Raw genomic sequence first — 16,860 nt, 5'->3', positions numbered from 1 at the left:
AAATGAAAAAGAGTAGTGCTTTGAACATTCTTATTCTTTGCATAGTTGCTGTTTGCGGACTATATGGGCAGGAAGAAAATAGACCCAATATCATCTTTATAATGTCTGATGATCATGCATCGCATGCCATTAGTGCTTATGGAGGGATTTACAAAGATGTAGCCCCAACGCCAAACATAGACAGATTGGCAAAAGAAGGGATGTTGTTTAACAATGCATTCTGCACAAATAGCATTTGTGGACCCAGCAGAGCATCTATACTAACGGGAAAATACAGTCATCAAAATGGATTTTACAAAAATGAAGGAGGCGACCCTTTTGATGGGAGCCAGGAAACATTTCCAAAAACATTGCAAAAAGAAGGGTATACCACTGCCATAATTGGAAAATGGCATTTGTGGAGCGAACCCACGGGCTTCGATTATTTTAAGTACCATACCCTAAATGGAGAACAAGGAAGCTATTGGAACCCTGTATACAATGACAATGGAGAACATGTGCAAGAGGAAGGATATGCAACTAATCTGACAGGTGATTTTGCTTTGGATTGGCTTAAAAATAAACGGGACAGATCCAAACCATTTATGCTCATGTTTCAGTTTAAGGCCCCTCATAGACCATGGTATCCAGATGGCAAATATGAAAAGCTGTTTGATGGAGTGGAAATGCCATATCCAGAAACTTTTAATGATGACTATGCCACCAGGGAACTCACGGCTGGCAAGACCATGATGACCATTGAAAACCATTTGACCAACAAAGATCTTAAACTACCACGTCCATCAGGTATGTCAGATGAGGAATTTAAAAAATGGCAGCGGTTGGGTGATAAAGGCGAACATGTTTCCCCTTCCGATACTTTAGCCGGAATGGAATTGAAGAAATGGAAATATCAACGCTATATAAAAGATTATTTGGCGTGCATACGGTCTGTGGATGATAACATTGGAAGGCTGTTGGAATATTTGGATGAAACCGGATTGGCGGAAAACACCATAGTGATTTACACTGCTGATCAAGGATTTTATTTGGGTGATCATGGATGGTACGATAAACGATTCATGTACGAACAATCCCTTAGAATGCCATTTATTGCCAGATATCCCAAAAAAATAAAGACAGGACAAAAAAGTGATGCTACAATTTTGAATGTTGATTTCGCCCCAACCATTTTGGATATGGCGGGAGTTACACCTTCCAAGAATATTCAGGGGAAGAGCTTTGTTCCCTTGCTGACAAGTGAGTCGGAAGAAGATTTTAGGGAAGAAATGTACTATCACTACTACGAGTACCCCAAATGGCATAATGTGCAACCACATTACGGGATTCGAACAAATAGGTACAAATTGATTCACTACTACTATAACATTGATGTCTGGGAGCTCTACGATTTGGAAAAAGACCCCAACGAAATGACGAACATCTATGGTGCCGAAGGAACCAAATCGCTCGTACGAAAATTAAAAAAAAGGTTAAAAGCACTTCAAAAGGAGTATGGGGATAACATTTCCTTGTCGGAAATGAGAGAAGTTACAGATAAAGGAAGGGTAGAATACTAAAAGAAACTAAAATATGATACGACAGGTTTTAATAATGGTATTGGCAACATGCTTGTTGGCTTGCACTTCAAAAAATAACGAACCCCAACCAACGGTGTTTTGGGACTTTAGTACCAACAACTCATTGGAAAGCACAGGCAAGGTCAATTATAAATTGATTAAGGGAAATGACTTGGTATCGTTTAAAAAGGATGAAACCACAGATTATCTGAACATAGAAGAGGGAGGCTATCTCTACATCCCAAGAAAGGATTGTCCTGCCTTAAATTTTCATGGGGAAAATTCTAAGTTCACCATAGTGGCAAAGATAAATCGACATGAAAAATCTTATGAACAATGCGAAGCCATTGCAGGGATGTGGAACGAAACCCGTAAGAAAAGACAATACTACCTATTTCTGAATCTGCTACAAAAAGAAAGTGGAGATCAGGTGTGTGGTCATATTTCGGATGTGGGAGGTCCCACGCCGGGCCATAAATGGGCAAGGGATGCTTCAATAGGGCAAACCCCCATTGCTTATGGAGAATGGGTGACCGTGGCATTCAGTTTTGATGGCCAGTATGCCAAATCCTATTTAAATGGGAAATTGGATGTTAGGGAAGGACTTAATCCATACAAGTTTGAACACCAACTTTTTGATGGTGGGGAAGATGGTTCTGATTTTACCGTGGGAGCTGTGGATCGTCTAGGGGAAATCGGGAATTTTTTTGTAGGCGGGATTGCAAGGTTGGCCGTTTATGACCGTGCACTTTCTGAAGAAGAAATAGCTCATCTGAATTAGTGATAGTTGCAACTTTTTAAAATAGCGTAAAGAACCAGGAACATCCATGAAGCCAACACAGTCTAAATATGCTCAAAACAGTCCCTATTCAAAATATAGGAATTGGGGATTGATCTTATTGTGCATCATCATTATATTGGCCGCAGGGTGTAAAAGAAATAAGGGTGTTGATCAGCAAGTGTTGAACAAATTTAATGTACTGTTTGTTTCTATAGATGATTTAAGACCGCAACTGGGTAGTTATGGCGATAAGGTTGTTAAATCGCCAAACCTAGATCAATTTGCCAAGGATGCTGTAAGGTTCAATAGGGCGTATTGCCAACAAGCACTTTGTTCGGCATCCAGGGCATCAATCCTTACAGGATTACGTCCCGAGACAACAGGTGTGACGGGAATGTTCTTGAAGGGAAAACCGTTGAACGAACAATATCCAGACTCCTATGCCATGCCTGAAAGTTTTAAGGACGCCGGATATTTTTCCTTTAGTATTGGCAAGGTGTTCCATCAGATGGGAGCAACATCAATTGGGTCGGACAACATTATAGATGCCTGGTCTGCTCCGGCATGGAACCCTAACGTGGGAGCATATGGGCCCAAAGGAATGGTAAGATATCACGAAAAATATGACTCTCTGGCCAATGCCGGAAAAGACATGCAAAAAATATCCTCCATTCCCAAAGTAACTTATTTTGAAGCTCCAGATGTTGCAGATGACCAACTACCAGATGGCGCAATGGCAGATAAGGCGGTTGAGGTTATTAAACAAAGTAAGAAGAATGGCGAAAACTTCTTTTTAGCATTGGGATTTGTGAAGCCGCATTTACCCTTTGTAGCTCCAAAAAAATACTGGGATTTGTATGATCCCGATAGCTTGCAACTTCCTCCAAATAGATTTCATCCTGTGGGAGCACCGGAGTACACTTTGTTAAAAGACATTGGAATCTATAAATATGAAAACGGTCCTAAAAAAGGGAGTAGGCCCAGCCAAAAACAAGCCATCAATGCATTACATGGATATCTTGCATGTATCAGTTATGTGGATGCCCAATTTCAAAAGGTCATAGAAGAACTTAAAGTTCAAGGCCTATATGACAAAACTATTATTGTAGTTTATGGAGATCATGGATATCAAGTTGGTGAGCACAATGGATGGGGTACAAAACATTCCAATTATGAATCTTCCACTAGGGTTCCATTGTTTGTTCGTGTACCCAATTCTCCTATGAATGGTAAAACATCAGATGAACTGGTCGAGCTTTTGGATATCTATCCCACCCTTGTGGACTATTGTAATTTAAGTGAACCAAAGTATAAGTTGGAAGGGATGAGCTTGCGCCCCATTATTGAATCCACTGCTGATTTAAAATGGAAAAAAGAAGCCTTTAGTATATATCCACGAAACATACCGGAGGTGGGGAGCGCCATTGGATATTCAATGGTAACCGATAGATACCGATTGGTAAAATGGGAGGCACCGGAGCACGGTTTTGTTGAATACGAACTTTATGATCACAGCATAGATGAACAGGAAAATTTCAACCTTGTTGATGTCCCGTATTACAAATCGACGCTTAGCAGATTAAAGCAACATATGACATCCGTGTATAAGTAAAAATGAATCAACAAGAACCAGAAAATTAATGATATCTCTAATTGTTTCCATAGGCATTCTTTTAATAGGCTATAAGCTATATGGAACTGTTGTGGAGCGTGTTTTTGGAATAGACCCAGATAAGAGCACCCCAGCGGTTTCCAAAGCAGATGGTGTTGATTATGTGCCAATGCCCCAATGGAAAGTGTTCCTTATCCAATTTTTGAACATAGCGGGTCTCGGACCCATTTTTGGCGCAGTGGCGGGAGCATTATGGGGCCCCATTTCTTTTTTGTGGATTGTTCTTGGTAGCCTTTTTGCTGGAGGGGTCCACGATTATTTCTCAGGGATGCTGTCGTTGCGTCATGATGGAAAGAGCATATCGGAAATATCAGGACATTATCTAGGGGAAAGGGTAAAACAGTTTATGAGTTTCTTCACCGTGTTTTTATTGATTATGGTAGGGGCTGTTTTTTTAATTGGACCTGCAAAGATCTTGGCAGAATCAACAAAAGACACAATAGGTTTGGAAGTATGGATATTGATTATCCTGTTTTACTATATACTTTCCACTGTTTTGCCTATTGACAAAATCATTGGAAAAATATACCCGCTTTTTGGAATTGCATTGATTTTAATGTCATTGACGCTTTTGGGGTACTTGTTTGTGGAACAGTTGGAAGTCCCTGAACTTACTTGGGCAAACTTGACCAATACCCATTACGATGCTGAAGACTTCCCCATTTTCCCAATGCTTTTTATAACAATTGCCTGTGGGGCAGTTTCTGGTTTTCATGCCACCCAATCACCCCTTATGGCCCGGTGTATCTCAAACGAAAGACAGGGCAAAAGAATTTTCTATGGAACCATGGTGACCGAAGGTGTTGTGGCACTTATTTGGGCGGCAATAAGCATGAGCTTTTTTGGAGGAATAAAAGAACTGAACCTTGAAATGGCGAACAACAATGACAATGTTACGCTTATAGTACATCATATCTGTAATGCCCTGGGTGGACTGGGCGCTATATTGGCAATATTGGGTGTGGTGGCAGCACCAATTACTTCTGGGGATACTTCATTCAGAAGCGCAAGGTTAATAATCGCAGATTTTTTGAAGAGCGATCAAAAACCTATAAAAAATAGGCTTTTGATCAGTGTGCCGCTCTTTGTGGTGGGATACTTATTGGTGCACTTAAATTTTGGTGTCATTTGGAGATATTTCGCATGGGCAAATCAGACGTTGGCCACCATCGTGTTGTGGACCATTACGGTATACCTTGTCAAGAAATCGAAGCTGTACTGGATTTCACTTGTCCCTGCTTTGTTCATGACCATGGTGGTCACAACATATATATTTTTTGCTCCTGAAGGCTTTTCTATTTCCTACGAATATTCCTTTCCCACCGGGGCAATCATTACAATAGTGATTTTTTTGCTATTTGAAAGATGGAGAGCCAGATTGAAAAAAGAGAAAAAAATACCGGCAAAAATTTAGCATTTAAGTTTTTGCAAAACAATATGAAACCAACATTGATTTAAATAGCGGAAAAGAAAATAAGACTAATGAGTAAAGACCGATTACAAGCTTTAAAAGATAATTTCACAAGAATAATTGAGCAAAAAAATAACAGGGAAGAACTGTCCAACGGTATTTATGAACGATATGAATATCCCATTTTGACACCAGAGCATATTCCATTGGAATGGAGGTATGATCTAGATGTTTCATCCAATGAGTTTATGATGCAACGCATAGGGGTCAATGCAGTTTTTAATGCTGGTGCCATTAAGTGGAATGGTAAATATGTTGTTGTTGCTCGTGTAGAGGGTTGGGATAGAAAATCTTTCTTTGCCGTTGCCGAAAGCCCAAACGGAGTAGACAATTTTACATTTTGGAAAAATCCGATTACCCTTCCACAAACGGAAAACCCCGATGTCAACGTCTATGATATGCGTTTAACGCAACATGAAGATGGATGGATTTATGGCATCTTTTGTACGGAAAGAAAAGATCCCAATGCTCCCAATGGCGATACTAGTGCGGCTATATCCGGAGCGGGAATCGCAAGGACAAAAAATTTGGTGGACTGGGAACGGTTGCCAGATTTGACCTCAAACGCGGGACAACAACGAAATGTGGTATTGCACCCAGAGTTCGTGAACGGTCAATATGCAATTTACACCAGACCACAAGATGGTTTTATTGAAGTTGGTGGAGGAGGAGGCATAGGCCTCGGGTTTGTGGATAGCATGGAAAACCCAATAGTTAAAGAAGAAACTATTATTAACAACAAGGAGTACCACACCATATACGAGCTGAAAAATGGCTTGGGACCAGCTCCCATAAAAACAAGTAAAGGCTGGTTACATATGGCCCACGGAGTGCGTAATACGGCCGCAGGTCTTCGGTATACCCTTTACGTTTTCATGACCAGCTTGGATGATATTTCCAAGGTTACCCATGTGCCTGGAGGTTATTTTATGGCCCCAGAAGGTGAGGAGCGCATTGGAGATGTATCCAATGTTTTGTTTTCAAATGGTTGGATTTTGGATGATGACGGTACGATATATATATATTATGCATCTTCCGATACACGTATGCATGTGGCCACCTCAACAGTGGATCGCCTGGTAGATTATGCCATAAATACCCCATCAGATGGGTTTAGATCTGAAAAATCGGTTGAAGCAATCAACGCATTGATATTAAAAAATTCAAAAATAGCCCAGTGAAAGACCAGTTTAGTGTGTTGAAGGATGAGCTGGATTATACCGTTCAGCAGAACATATTGGAATATTGGGTAAATAACTCCATTGATGTTGAGCATGGAGGGTTTGTGGGGCAGGTCGACTATCGGAATATTAAAAACATGCGCTCTAACAAAGGCATTGTTTTGAATTCCAGAATACTGTGGACATTTTCCCTAGCCTATAGAAAATTAAAGAAGGAAGAATTTCGTGTATTGGCGGATAGGGCATATGGGTACGTCAACGATAATTTTATCGACAACATTCAAGGCGGTGTCTATTGGGAGTTGGACTATCTTGGCAAGCCTGTCAACAAAAAAAAGCAAATCTACGCTCAGGCATTTACCATCTACGCCTTTACCGAGTACTATAAAATTTCCAAGAACAAACAGGCTTTGGAAAGGGCCATTGAATTGTTCCATCTAATTGAAGAAAAAAGTTTCGATAAGGTGAACAAAGGATACATAGAAGCTTTTTCAGAAGATTGGTCAGCTTTAAAAGATATGCGATTGAGCACCAAAGATGCCAATCAGGAAAAGACCATGAACACCCATCTCCATATTTTGGAAGCCTATACCAATTTGTACAGTGTATGGCCAGATAATTTTTTGAGGGAACAACAGATAAACCTGATCAAGCTTTTTTTGGATAAGTTTATCAATGCCGAAGACCATCTGAATCTTTTCTTCACCAATACATGGGAAAACCAAAGCTCAATTATTTCATACGGGCACGATATTGAATGTGCTTGGCTGCTGACAGAAGCTGCCGAAATGATAGTGCACGAAGAACTCATTAAAAAGACACATGACGTTTCTGTTCGGATTGCCCAAAAATTTATTTCGGAAGCTATTGATAAAGATGGTGGAATCATAAATGAACGTGATACTGAAAATGGGCATGTGGACAATGAAAAACATTGGTGGCAACACGCGGAAGCTCTTGTGGGCTTAATGAACGCGCATACCATTTCACAAGATGAAAACTTTGTTCCCCATATTTTCAGCATTTGGGAATTCATTAAAAAAAACTTGATAGATCATCAGAACGGAGAATGGTTTTGGATGGCAAAAACCGAAAATATTTCTGAAAACCCCCAAGAAAAAATTGGGTTCTGGAAATGCCCTTATCATAACTCAAGAGCCTGTTTTGAAATGATGGACAGGATTGAAGCATTGAATATTCCTCAATTAAAAAATAAATGACAATCAAATGAAAAAAATAACCTTTTTAATCATAGCAGCCTTAATTTCCATGCAATGGGGATGGTCCCAAAATGGGATTGAAAACTTTATCACTGTCAAAGGCAACAAGTTGATGGATGGGGATAACGAATTTCGCTTTGTTTCATTTAATGTGCCCACGCTAAACTATAACGAAGACGAATTTGCCTTTACCGAAAAACAGCCCTACAGCTTACCGGACGAATATGAAATCAGGGATGTTTTTGAAACCGTAAGGCAATTGGGAGGTAGGGTAATTCGAATGTATACCATTCCCGTACAGTTGGAAAATGAATCTCCAGATACACCTACCTATGTAAAAGGCCCGGGGGAGTTTGTGGAGGAATCTTTTCAGACCATGGATTTGGTGTTGAAGTTGGCCAACGAGTACAACATCAGAATAATATTCTCCACCCTTAACAACTTTAGATGGATGGGTGGTGCGCCTCAATATGCCGGATTCCGAGGAAAAACTGTAAAAGAGTTTTATACCGATAAGCAGCTTATCAAAGACTACAAAAAAACTTTGAAGCATGTAATAAATAGGGTAAATACCTTAACAGGTGTACCCTATAAGGATGATAAAGCCATTCTGTGCTGGGAAACCGGAAACGAATTGGAATCCACACCTGAATGGACAGCCATGATTGCCAAATACATTAAAAAAATGGACAAAAACCATTTAATCATGGATGGCTTCTTTGCTTTTGATGATGTTCCGGTAAGAAAAAGTGCGGTTGAAGACCCTAACATTGACATTATCAACTCCCACCACTACGAGTTAAACGCAAAAGATTTTAGCAAGCACGTAAAAAAGAACATTGAAATTGTTGATGGTAAAAAACCATATATAATTGGTGAATATGGTTTTGTAAGCACCACGGCCATGGAAAAGTGCATTAACGATGTTATTGAATCGGATGTTGTGGGAATTTTGATTTGGGGATTGCGAGGTCACCGCTCCGAAGGAGGGTTCTATTGGCACTCAGAACCTTTGGGATATGGTCGGTACAAATCTTACCATTGGCCAGGCTTTGATAGTGGAAACGAATATGATGAAAAGAACCTCTTTGCAATGATGCGTAAAAAGGCATCGGAAATTTCTGGATTGGAAGCACCGAAACTTGCAGCGCCTACTACTCCAGAGCTTCTACCTATTGATCATACCTCCGCTATTACATGGAAAGGTTCCACCGGAGCCTCAGGCTATGATGTTTATCGTGCAGAAAGCGAGAATGGACCATTTGTTCAAGTGGGCTTTAATGTTTCTGATGCGGTCAATCAATATGTGCCGCATTTTGAGGATAATACAGTACAACTTGGAAAATCATACTATTACAAGATTAAAGCTATAAATAAATATGGGGCATCTGGATTTTCAAATACGGTTGGGCCAGTACTTGCTGAGACCTTTGCCTTGGTAGATAACATGAACAACTTTGGTAAAGTTTTCTTTTCCAGTGAAAGTGTAACCTTGGAATCGAGCAATGACCGAATCTTCAAAGAAGATATGTACCGTTTTAAAGGAAATCCCGGGGATGAAATGATCTATTATGTTCCAGGTAATCTGAAAAGGATCAAGGTCTATAGTTTTTCGCAAGGGACTGAGGATAATTTAACCCTTTCAATAGCTGCCAATAATGATTCGTATCAGAATCAACCTATAAACCCAACCAACTATAACAATGGAAAAGGAGATTATGGATATTGGATACCAATGTTATACGATGTTGAATTGGACAATGAAGCGAGCTATTTAAAAATCAAATTTTCAAAAGAGACCCAGATCAGTAGGGTTGAATTGTTTTACCAATAAGAATAGGTAACCATAAAACAAATACCTCATGAGCCAAAAAATAGGGATACAGGAAAAAATTGGTTACGGACTAGGGGATTTTGCCTCTTCCATGTTCTGGAAGTTGTTCTCCATGTTTTTAATGATCTATTATACCGATGTGTTTGGGCTTACCCCTGCTTCTGTTGGACTGATGTTCTTGCTGACACGTATCTGGGACAGCATCAATGACCCACTGATGGGAATAATTTGTGATCGCACAAATACCAAACATGGAAAGTTCCGACCCTATTTAAAATGGATGGCGATTCCGTTTGCGGCGATTGGAATCTTAACCTTTTTGGCTCCTGACCTTGGTGATACCGGAAAATTGATATACGCCTACATCACATATACCCTTATGATGATGGTGTATACCGGGGTAAATGTGCCTTACTCATCATTGCTTGGAGTAATGTCGTCAAAATCCGAGGAAAGGAACTCCTTGGCAACTTTTAGATTTATTGGTGCTTTTGCCGGGGGTATTTTTGTGACTTCGACAGCGGCATATTTTATAGGCCTTTTTAAGGAAACAGGAGCAAACGAAGCTCAGGGTTATTTATATACCGTGTCCATCTATGCTATTTTGGCCGCCATCTTATTTTTCTTGACATTTAAATGGACAAAGGAACGGGTAGAACCTACCAAAAAAGAACAATCCTCCCTAAAGGATGACTTAAAAGATCTTTCCAAAAATGTGGCATGGTTTATCATGATTGGTGCTGGAATCTCTACTTTGATATTCAACTCGCTACGCGATGGTTCCATGATGTATTATTTCAAGTACATTGTAAAGGATCAGGAAATCTCAGGTTTTGGCAATGTAGGATGGGAGAAATTGGCCGCAACGTATATGACCATGTGGCTCGTTTCCAATATTGTTGGAGTTTTATTGTCGACTCCAATGGCCAATAAAATTGGCAAAAAGCAAACCTTTATTAGTGCTATGCTCCTAGCTGCAGTTATGAGCATTGTTTTGTTCTGGGTAAATCCAGATCAGGTATTGTTGCTCTACGGATTGAATGTTTTAATCGGGATAGCTGCCGGAATGGTTTTGCCTTTAATTTGGTCCATGTATGCCGATATTGCTGATTTTTCCGAATGGAAAAATGGGAGAAGAGCCACTGGCTTAATATTTTCATCTTCTTCTATGTCACAAAAAATGGGATGGACCTTGGGGGGCGCCATTGCTGGGGGGATTTTGGCCGCTTACGGTTTTGAAGCGAACGCAGACCAAACATCCGACTCCATTACCGGTATTAAATTAATGCTGACCATATTTCCTGCTATCGGCGCACTGGCATCGGCTGTATTTATGTTTTTTTACAAACTTGATGATACTTTTATGGAAGAAGTAAATTCAGAATTGTCCAAGATTAGGAAAAACTAGAAAACCTTATCTTGATAAGGAACATAGTACTAAATAAAATAGCCAAGTAAGATGGGGTACATTAAAGTAAAATTGTTGGGTGTTCTTGTTGTCTTGACATTGATTTCATGCTCAAAAGAAAAAAAACAGCCTAACATCTTATGGATTGTAAGCGAGGATAATAGTCCCTACTTAGGTTGTTATGGTGATTCGCTTGCTACAACACCCAACATTGATAAATTGGCCGAATCTGGCTTTCTGTATACCCATGCTTATGCCAATGCTCCAGTTTGTGCACCTGCCCGAAATACCATTATTACCGGAGTATATGCTAATAGCAATGGACATCAGCATATGAGAAGCAAGTATGATAAGTCGGATAATGTCAAATTTTTTCCAACCTACCTACGGCAAGCGGGATATTATTGTACCAACAACAGAAAAGAGGACTATAATATAAATGTGGAACAGGCCATGGATATTTGGGATGAATCAAGTTCAAATGCCCATTATAAAAATAGAAAAGAAGGCCAACCATTTTTTGCCATATTCAACATAGGGACCTCGCATGAGAGTTCTATCCACAAAACCACACCAAAAAATGAACTTAGGCATCGCCCTGAGGATATGGTATTGCCTCCCTACCACCCAGATACCCCTGAGATAAGACATGATTGGGCGCAATTTTATGACAAGATTGAAAACATGGACACCCAATTGGGGGAGCTTCTTGAAGAATTGAAGCGCAGTGGTGAATATGAAAACACCATCATCTTCTATTATAGTGACCATGGCGGAATTTTGGCCCGGAGCAAACGGTTTGTTTATGAAACGGGAACCAGAGTTCCGATGATTGTCCATATTCCTGAAAAATTTAAGCATCTTCATCCTCAGACGTTTGTTGAAAATAAGGTTGATCGTTTAGTCAGCTTTGTGGATTTGGCGCCCACCATTTTGAGCTTGTGTAAGCTTCCGATTCCAGAATTTATGCAAGGCAGGGCCTTTTTGGGTGAAGCAAAAACTGATGACCCCGAATATGCCTTTATGTTTAAAGACCGCATGGATGAGCGCTACGATATGAGTCGCTCCACAAGGGATAAAAAGTTCAGATATATACGCAATTATATGCCGTATAGGGTTTATGGGCAACATTTGAATTACCTATGGAATGCCCCATCCACAAGGTCTTGGGAAAAAGCTTATAAAAATGGGCTTTGCAATGATACACAAAGTGTTTTTTGGAATGAAAAACCATTAGAAGAACTATATGATACGGAAAATGACCCCTGGGAAATAAACAATCTTGCTGAGGATAGCACATATTTTCCAGTTTTGGAACGTCTCCGTAAAGCCAATCGGGATTGGATGTCCAATATCAAGGATGTTGGGTTTGTTCCAGAGGAAGAATATGCAGGCATTCAATCAAACGGGCCACTTTATGATGCCATGCGGGTAGATTCTAATGAAATTGGGATAGATTCGTTGATTACTGTAGCTGACTTTGCAATGAATGCTGCAAAGGAAGATATTCCCCAGCTTGTTGCACTATTGAACTCAAAGAACAGTGCGGTCCAGTATTGGGCAGCCACCGGACTTTTGATTTTGGGAGATGACGCAAAAGGAGAACTCGATGCGTTGGAAAAAGCTATTAAAGATTCTTCAGAAAGTGCATCTCTGGTAATTGCAGAGGCCTTGTATAGGATTGTTGAGCCTGAAAAAGGAAAAGAAATACTGCTCAAGTCATTAAAAAGTGATAATATTTCTACACGTGTTAGAGCGCTGAATATTATTGATTGTGTTGATGAGAATGGCCCGGAGATACAGAAAGAAACCCTTGTTGTATATAATAAAGGAAAGGAAAATCCAAAAGCATTTGATGTACGAATGTGTACCTCCCTCATGGAAAAATGGGGGTCGATTACTTCGAATTAAAACCTGGACCAAATACTACAGCGCGTTCTAATCCATTACTAGATTTGTTGTCCAAATTTTGTTGGATTGACCAGTAGGTGAATCCATATTTTTACGGTTATAACATACTTTTTGTAACCTTTTTTGCAAGCCACGTATCTTACAAGAAACAAAATATTAATTATGGAATCATTTATCGGTTTAGGGGAGATTTTAGCCCTATTAATTATTGTATCGGGAGTAACAATCTATTTTTTTCATAAGGCAAGACATCTTGAGCGTATGGCGCAAATTGAACGTGACCAGCTTAATGAAAATGAAAGTTCTACGGTCAGTTCATATTTGGACATAAAGTTTGGAATGCTTATGATCGGATTGGGGCTTGGAATGTTTGTGGCCTGGATTTGGGAGCGAATCGACCAAGCTTCGAATACAGAGTATGCTACGTATCCTGCTTTTATGCTATTTTTTGGCGGACTGAGTCTTATACTGTCCTATTTTGTTGCCAGAAGATTAAGTAAGCGCTAAAGAAGTAAAACCAGCCATTTAATGGATAGCGATTACTTACAGAAAGTACTGGATGGGGATATTCAATCTTTTTCGTATTTCATCAAAAATTATCAAAATGGGGCATATGGCATTGCCATGTCGATTGTAAAATCTAATGATAAAGCCCAAGATGTAGTACAGGAGAGTTTTGTCCAAGCCTATAATTCATTGTCTTCATTTAAAATGAAGTCTAAATTTTCAACTTGGTTGTACAGGATTGTTGTAAACAAAAGCTTAAGATTTCTTGAAAAAGAAAAAAAATATGTTGCTGAGGTAGCTCCCTCCAACGCAATGATAGAAGATAACGCTTCCTATAATGAAGCGCTAAAATCTTTAAAAAACGAAGAATTGAAACTCTTGGTAAAAGCAATATTGGATAAACTACCTCCCAAAGAAGCATTGGTTTTACAATTATTTTATTTGAACGATTTCAAAATTGATGAAGTGACTTCAATAACAAATTTTACCAGAGCAAATGTAAAAGTCCTTTTGCACCGGGGGCGGGAGCGTTTTTATAACGTTTTAAAGAACAACTACAACATTTCAAATTTTAATGATTTAATTTCATGAAAATGGACGAAAAAGATGAATTGAAGAACATTTTAAATAAGCTAGAAAATGTTCATCCTGAAATAGATTTGGAGCAGATAATTCTTCAAAAAATTGAAGAACAGTCAGCAATTAAAAAACAGATTGCCACAAATAAAAGATATGGCTTTCTCGGTATTGCAATCACCTTGGTTCTTTCTATGTTCTTTATTTGGATTTCTAATAGCCCTGGTTTGACAGCTGGTGTTAAGAGTCCATTGGCGCAATTGGTCTTGTGTACTTTCATACTCTTACTTTTCTTTTTTCAATTGGAAGCCGCACCTCGCTTTTTAAACAATAAACCTAAAAAGGAGGAACAGGATATTTTATAACCTATAACAAACATTACGTAATTAAAATTGAATTGATGGCACAGCTATATTATAGTGCCCTAATCTCGTATTACCCATAAACAGCAAAGTCATGATACACCTTACAATAAAAACAATAAGAATAATACTCGTATACATTTTAACCTTTTTGCTCTTATTTTCTTGTAGTACAGCCCCTAAATCCATGGAAGATCTTATGCAGGATTATGCCGAAAATGGAAGAAAAGAGCTAGGGAGTCCATTCACCGGGGCGGTATTGGTTGCAAAAGATGGCAACATATTATTTAACAAAGCATATGGGTTAAAAGATAGGAATAACCTTATTCCCAATGATGTTGCCACCAAATTTCCCATTGGTTCATTGACAAAACAATTTACGGCCATGTTGGTCGTGCAAATGGCGGAAGAGGGAATTTTGGAGTTAGAGGATCCAGTTTCTAAACATTTGGAATACTTACCAAAAGAGTTTGCAGATGTAGTGACTATTCACCAATTGTTATCACATACTTCGGGTTTACCCCACTATGAGGGAATAATCAACATGGGAATTGACATTGATGAGTTTGCACGTACCAAATACTCACCTAAAGAATTGGCAATTCTGGTTAGTAAGGTGGAACTGAACAGTGAGCCAGGAACCAACTTTCATTATAGTAGTTTAGGATATATGCTTTTAGGAGCCATTCTAGAAAAGGTATCTGGGGAATCATTTGCAGAGCTATTGGAAATAAAAATAACTAAACCATTGGGATTAAATGACACCGGTTTTGCATCCAATAAATTCATTAAAAATGAAACCGCGAAAGGTTATGCCTTTAAAGAGGATAAAACCTTCAAAATGATTTTCATGAAATATGGAGGCGATTTTCATAAAGTCCCGTTCAGAGATCAATCGAACACCTACACAGGAGGTGGTATGCACTCAACCGTAGGTGATTTGCTTAAATGGAGTGAAGCGGTTAGAAGCTACACTCTATTATCACCCAAATTTACCGAGATAATGTTAAAGCCTAACGAGCAAGGTTATGGGTATGGGTGGATACGAAACTGGGAAGATATTATGGAAAGAAACACCAAAGTAAAACTTTATTCCCATACAGGGTCAACTTTTGGACATGCTTCGGCTATTACCATGTTTGATGATGGCACTACCATAATACTCACTTGTAATGTGAACAGGATCAAAGTACAAAAGATAGTACATCAATTGTACCTGTTGGCAAATGGACTTAAGGACATCTACGGACTTGAGGGGTATCCGGATAGGGGTTCCTTGGCGGAGTTTGAAGAAGATGGAGGGGTTAAGGCATTCAACGCCTACTTTGAAAAGTTATCGGAATTATGTGGTTATGAAGTAAAACCATCAGAAGGCTCTCTTACCCATATCATGTCATTGTACTATAAAAATGGAATTAATAAGGTAGGGGATAGTCTTAAACAGGCATATTTTGAAATGTACAAACCAAACGAGGGTGGTGTCAATCAATTAGGATATAGAATACTCAATATTAATTGTGAAAAGGCCATTGAGGTCTTTGAAGAAAACACAAGGCTACATCCAGAAACCCCAAATACATGGGATAGTTTGGGTGACGGTTACTTGGAATGCAATAATTATGTGAAGGCAGCCGAATGTTTTTCTAAAGCAGTTGTGTTGGCCAAAAGCACCAACAATCCTGGATTGAAGTACTTTCAGGGAAATTTGCAGAAAGTAACATTGCTTTTAAACGAATGAAAATTGCACTTTGGTTATAACAAGAACAAACCAAAACATAAAACCAGAGATACAACTTTTTTATGATGGCATGAATTTTAGATATTACAATGAGCAGTATATGCAGTGATTTATGAGAAGAATTCAATATTTGCTAAGCTGTAAACCGCCATAATTTTCACTTTTCTTAATTACCTTAGCAAAAACATGCTTTTTTATGGAAAAGAAAATAAAGAATGTGTTTGTAGAAGGATCGATCAGTCCCGCCTTTATAGCAGATTCCATTGCCAAACACCAATCCAAGACCCAAATAGGTGCTCATGACATTTTTTTGGGACAGGTGAGGGCAGATGAAATTGAGGGCAAAACCGTAAGTGCCATTGAATATACCGCTTATGAAGAAATGGCAAACCTTAAATTCCATGAAATTAGGGAAAGTACATTCTCAAAATTCGATATTACCTGCATGCATATTTATCATAGCATGGGAAAGGTGAACGTTGGGGAGATTTGCCTCTTTGTATTTGTTTCTTCTCCGCATCGTAGAACTGCCTTTGATTCCCTTCAATATGTAGTGGAAGAGATAAAGGCCCATGTCCCGGTGTTTGGAAAGGAGCTTTTTGAGGACGATTCCTATCAATGGAAAGTAAATACATAACCT

At 39.1% G+C, this 16,860-nt stretch carries 14 protein-coding genes; all 14 read left to right on the top strand.

The features are described 5' to 3' along the window. The first annotated feature begins 2 nt into the window (after positions 1 to 2). The 14 genes from ACOQO1_RS12360 (at position 3) to ACOQO1_RS12295 (ending at position 16,857) form a co-directional block, all read left to right on the top strand. Entirely contained in the window at positions 3 to 1,559 is a 1,557-nt protein-coding gene (locus ACOQO1_RS12360; protein ID WP_420603190.1) for a sulfatase, read from the top strand. A gap of 13 nt (positions 1,560 to 1,572) precedes the next feature. After that, positions 1,573 to 2,340 (top strand): LamG-like jellyroll fold domain-containing protein, encoded by a 768-nt coding sequence (locus ACOQO1_RS12355; protein WP_420603189.1) that lies wholly within the window; start codon positions 1,573 to 1,575, stop codon positions 2,338 to 2,340. Positions 2,341 to 2,386: 46 nt separating this feature from the next. After that, positions 2,387 to 3,952 (top strand): sulfatase, encoded by a 1,566-nt coding sequence (locus tag ACOQO1_RS12350; RefSeq protein ID WP_420603188.1) that lies wholly within the window; start codon positions 2,387 to 2,389, stop codon positions 3,950 to 3,952. A gap of 28 nt (positions 3,953 to 3,980) precedes the next feature. Beyond that, positions 3,981 to 5,426 (top strand): carbon starvation protein A, encoded by a 1,446-nt coding sequence (locus tag ACOQO1_RS12345; protein WP_420603187.1) that lies wholly within the window; start codon positions 3,981 to 3,983, stop codon positions 5,424 to 5,426. Between the two features lie 68 nt (positions 5,427 to 5,494). Beyond that, positions 5,495 to 6,664 carry a glycosidase gene (locus ACOQO1_RS12340; protein ID WP_420603186.1) on the top strand — a complete coding sequence of 390 codons (1,170 nt, stop codon included), beginning with the start codon at positions 5,495 to 5,497 and terminating at the stop codon, positions 6,662 to 6,664. After that, positions 6,661 to 7,884 (top strand): AGE family epimerase/isomerase, encoded by a 1,224-nt coding sequence (locus tag ACOQO1_RS12335; RefSeq protein ID WP_420603185.1) that lies wholly within the window; start codon positions 6,661 to 6,663, stop codon positions 7,882 to 7,884. Before ACOQO1_RS12340 ends, ACOQO1_RS12335 begins: the two co-directional genes overlap by 4 nt. A 7-nt stretch (positions 7,885 to 7,891) precedes the next feature. Further along, a complete protein-coding gene (locus tag ACOQO1_RS12330; protein WP_420603184.1) occupies positions 7,892 to 9,718 on the top strand; it encodes a hypothetical protein in 1,827 nt (608 codons plus the stop codon). Positions 9,719 to 9,746: 28 nt separating this feature from the next. Next, positions 9,747 to 11,126, top strand: a complete 1,380-nt coding sequence (locus tag ACOQO1_RS12325; RefSeq protein WP_420603183.1) for an MFS transporter — start codon at positions 9,747 to 9,749, stop codon at positions 11,124 to 11,126. A gap of 51 nt (positions 11,127 to 11,177) precedes the next feature. Continuing rightward, a complete protein-coding gene (locus ACOQO1_RS12320) occupies positions 11,178 to 13,037 on the top strand; it encodes a sulfatase-like hydrolase/transferase (protein ID WP_420603182.1) in 1,860 nt (619 codons plus the stop codon). Positions 13,038 to 13,199: 162 nt separating this feature from the next. Then, a complete protein-coding gene (locus ACOQO1_RS12315; protein WP_420603181.1) occupies positions 13,200 to 13,544 on the top strand; it encodes a DUF6249 domain-containing protein in 345 nt (114 codons plus the stop codon). Between the two features lie 21 nt (positions 13,545 to 13,565). Then, entirely contained in the window at positions 13,566 to 14,135 is a 570-nt protein-coding gene (locus ACOQO1_RS12310) for an RNA polymerase sigma factor (protein ID WP_420603180.1), read from the top strand. Between the two features lie 2 nt (positions 14,136 to 14,137). Continuing rightward, positions 14,138 to 14,485 (top strand): hypothetical protein, encoded by a 348-nt coding sequence (locus tag ACOQO1_RS12305; protein WP_420603179.1) that lies wholly within the window; start codon positions 14,138 to 14,140, stop codon positions 14,483 to 14,485. Between the two features lie 184 nt (positions 14,486 to 14,669). Then, positions 14,670 to 16,220, top strand: a complete 1,551-nt coding sequence (locus ACOQO1_RS12300; protein ID WP_420603178.1) for a serine hydrolase — start codon at positions 14,670 to 14,672, stop codon at positions 16,218 to 16,220. A gap of 196 nt (positions 16,221 to 16,416) precedes the next feature. Continuing rightward, complete coding sequence (locus tag ACOQO1_RS12295) at positions 16,417 to 16,857, top strand: molybdenum cofactor biosynthesis protein MoaE (RefSeq protein WP_420603177.1); 441 nt, start codon at positions 16,417 to 16,419, stop codon at positions 16,855 to 16,857. The last annotated feature ends 3 nt before the right edge of the window (positions 16,858 to 16,860 follow it).

The organism is Flagellimonas sp., assembly GCF_965222555.1.
Lineage (GTDB): Bacteria > Bacteroidota > Bacteroidia > Flavobacteriales > Flavobacteriaceae > Flagellimonas.
The sequence above is the reverse complement of the archived record's forward strand: the minus strand, read 5'-3'. Positions and strand labels throughout refer to the sequence as shown.

Bases quoted from the DNA above. Each gene is read 5' to 3' on its own strand.
- ACOQO1_RS12360 (WP_420603190.1), top strand. From the start codon at position 3: ATGAAAAAGAGTAGTGCTTTGAACATTCTTATTCTTTGCATAGTTGCT.
- ACOQO1_RS12355 (WP_420603189.1), top strand. From the start codon at position 1,573: ATGATACGACAGGTTTTAATAATGGTATTGGCAACATGCTTGTTGGCT.
- ACOQO1_RS12350 (WP_420603188.1), top strand. From the start codon at position 2,387: ATGAAGCCAACACAGTCTAAATATGCTCAAAACAGTCCCTATTCAAAA.
- ACOQO1_RS12345 (WP_420603187.1), top strand. From the start codon at position 3,981: ATGATATCTCTAATTGTTTCCATAGGCATTCTTTTAATAGGCTATAAG.
- ACOQO1_RS12340 (WP_420603186.1), top strand. From the start codon at position 5,495: ATGAGTAAAGACCGATTACAAGCTTTAAAAGATAATTTCACAAGAATA.
- ACOQO1_RS12330 (WP_420603184.1), top strand. From the start codon at position 7,892: ATGAAAAAAATAACCTTTTTAATCATAGCAGCCTTAATTTCCATGCAA.
- ACOQO1_RS12325 (WP_420603183.1), top strand. From the start codon at position 9,747: ATGAGCCAAAAAATAGGGATACAGGAAAAAATTGGTTACGGACTAGGG.
- ACOQO1_RS12320 (WP_420603182.1), top strand. From the start codon at position 11,178: ATGGGGTACATTAAAGTAAAATTGTTGGGTGTTCTTGTTGTCTTGACA.
- ACOQO1_RS12315 (WP_420603181.1), top strand. From the start codon at position 13,200: ATGGAATCATTTATCGGTTTAGGGGAGATTTTAGCCCTATTAATTATT.
- ACOQO1_RS12310 (WP_420603180.1), top strand. From the start codon at position 13,566: ATGGATAGCGATTACTTACAGAAAGTACTGGATGGGGATATTCAATCT.
- ACOQO1_RS12305 (WP_420603179.1), top strand. From the start codon at position 14,138: ATGGACGAAAAAGATGAATTGAAGAACATTTTAAATAAGCTAGAAAAT.
- ACOQO1_RS12300 (WP_420603178.1), top strand. From the start codon at position 14,670: ATGGAAGATCTTATGCAGGATTATGCCGAAAATGGAAGAAAAGAGCTA.
- ACOQO1_RS12295 (WP_420603177.1), top strand. From the start codon at position 16,417: ATGGAAAAGAAAATAAAGAATGTGTTTGTAGAAGGATCGATCAGTCCC.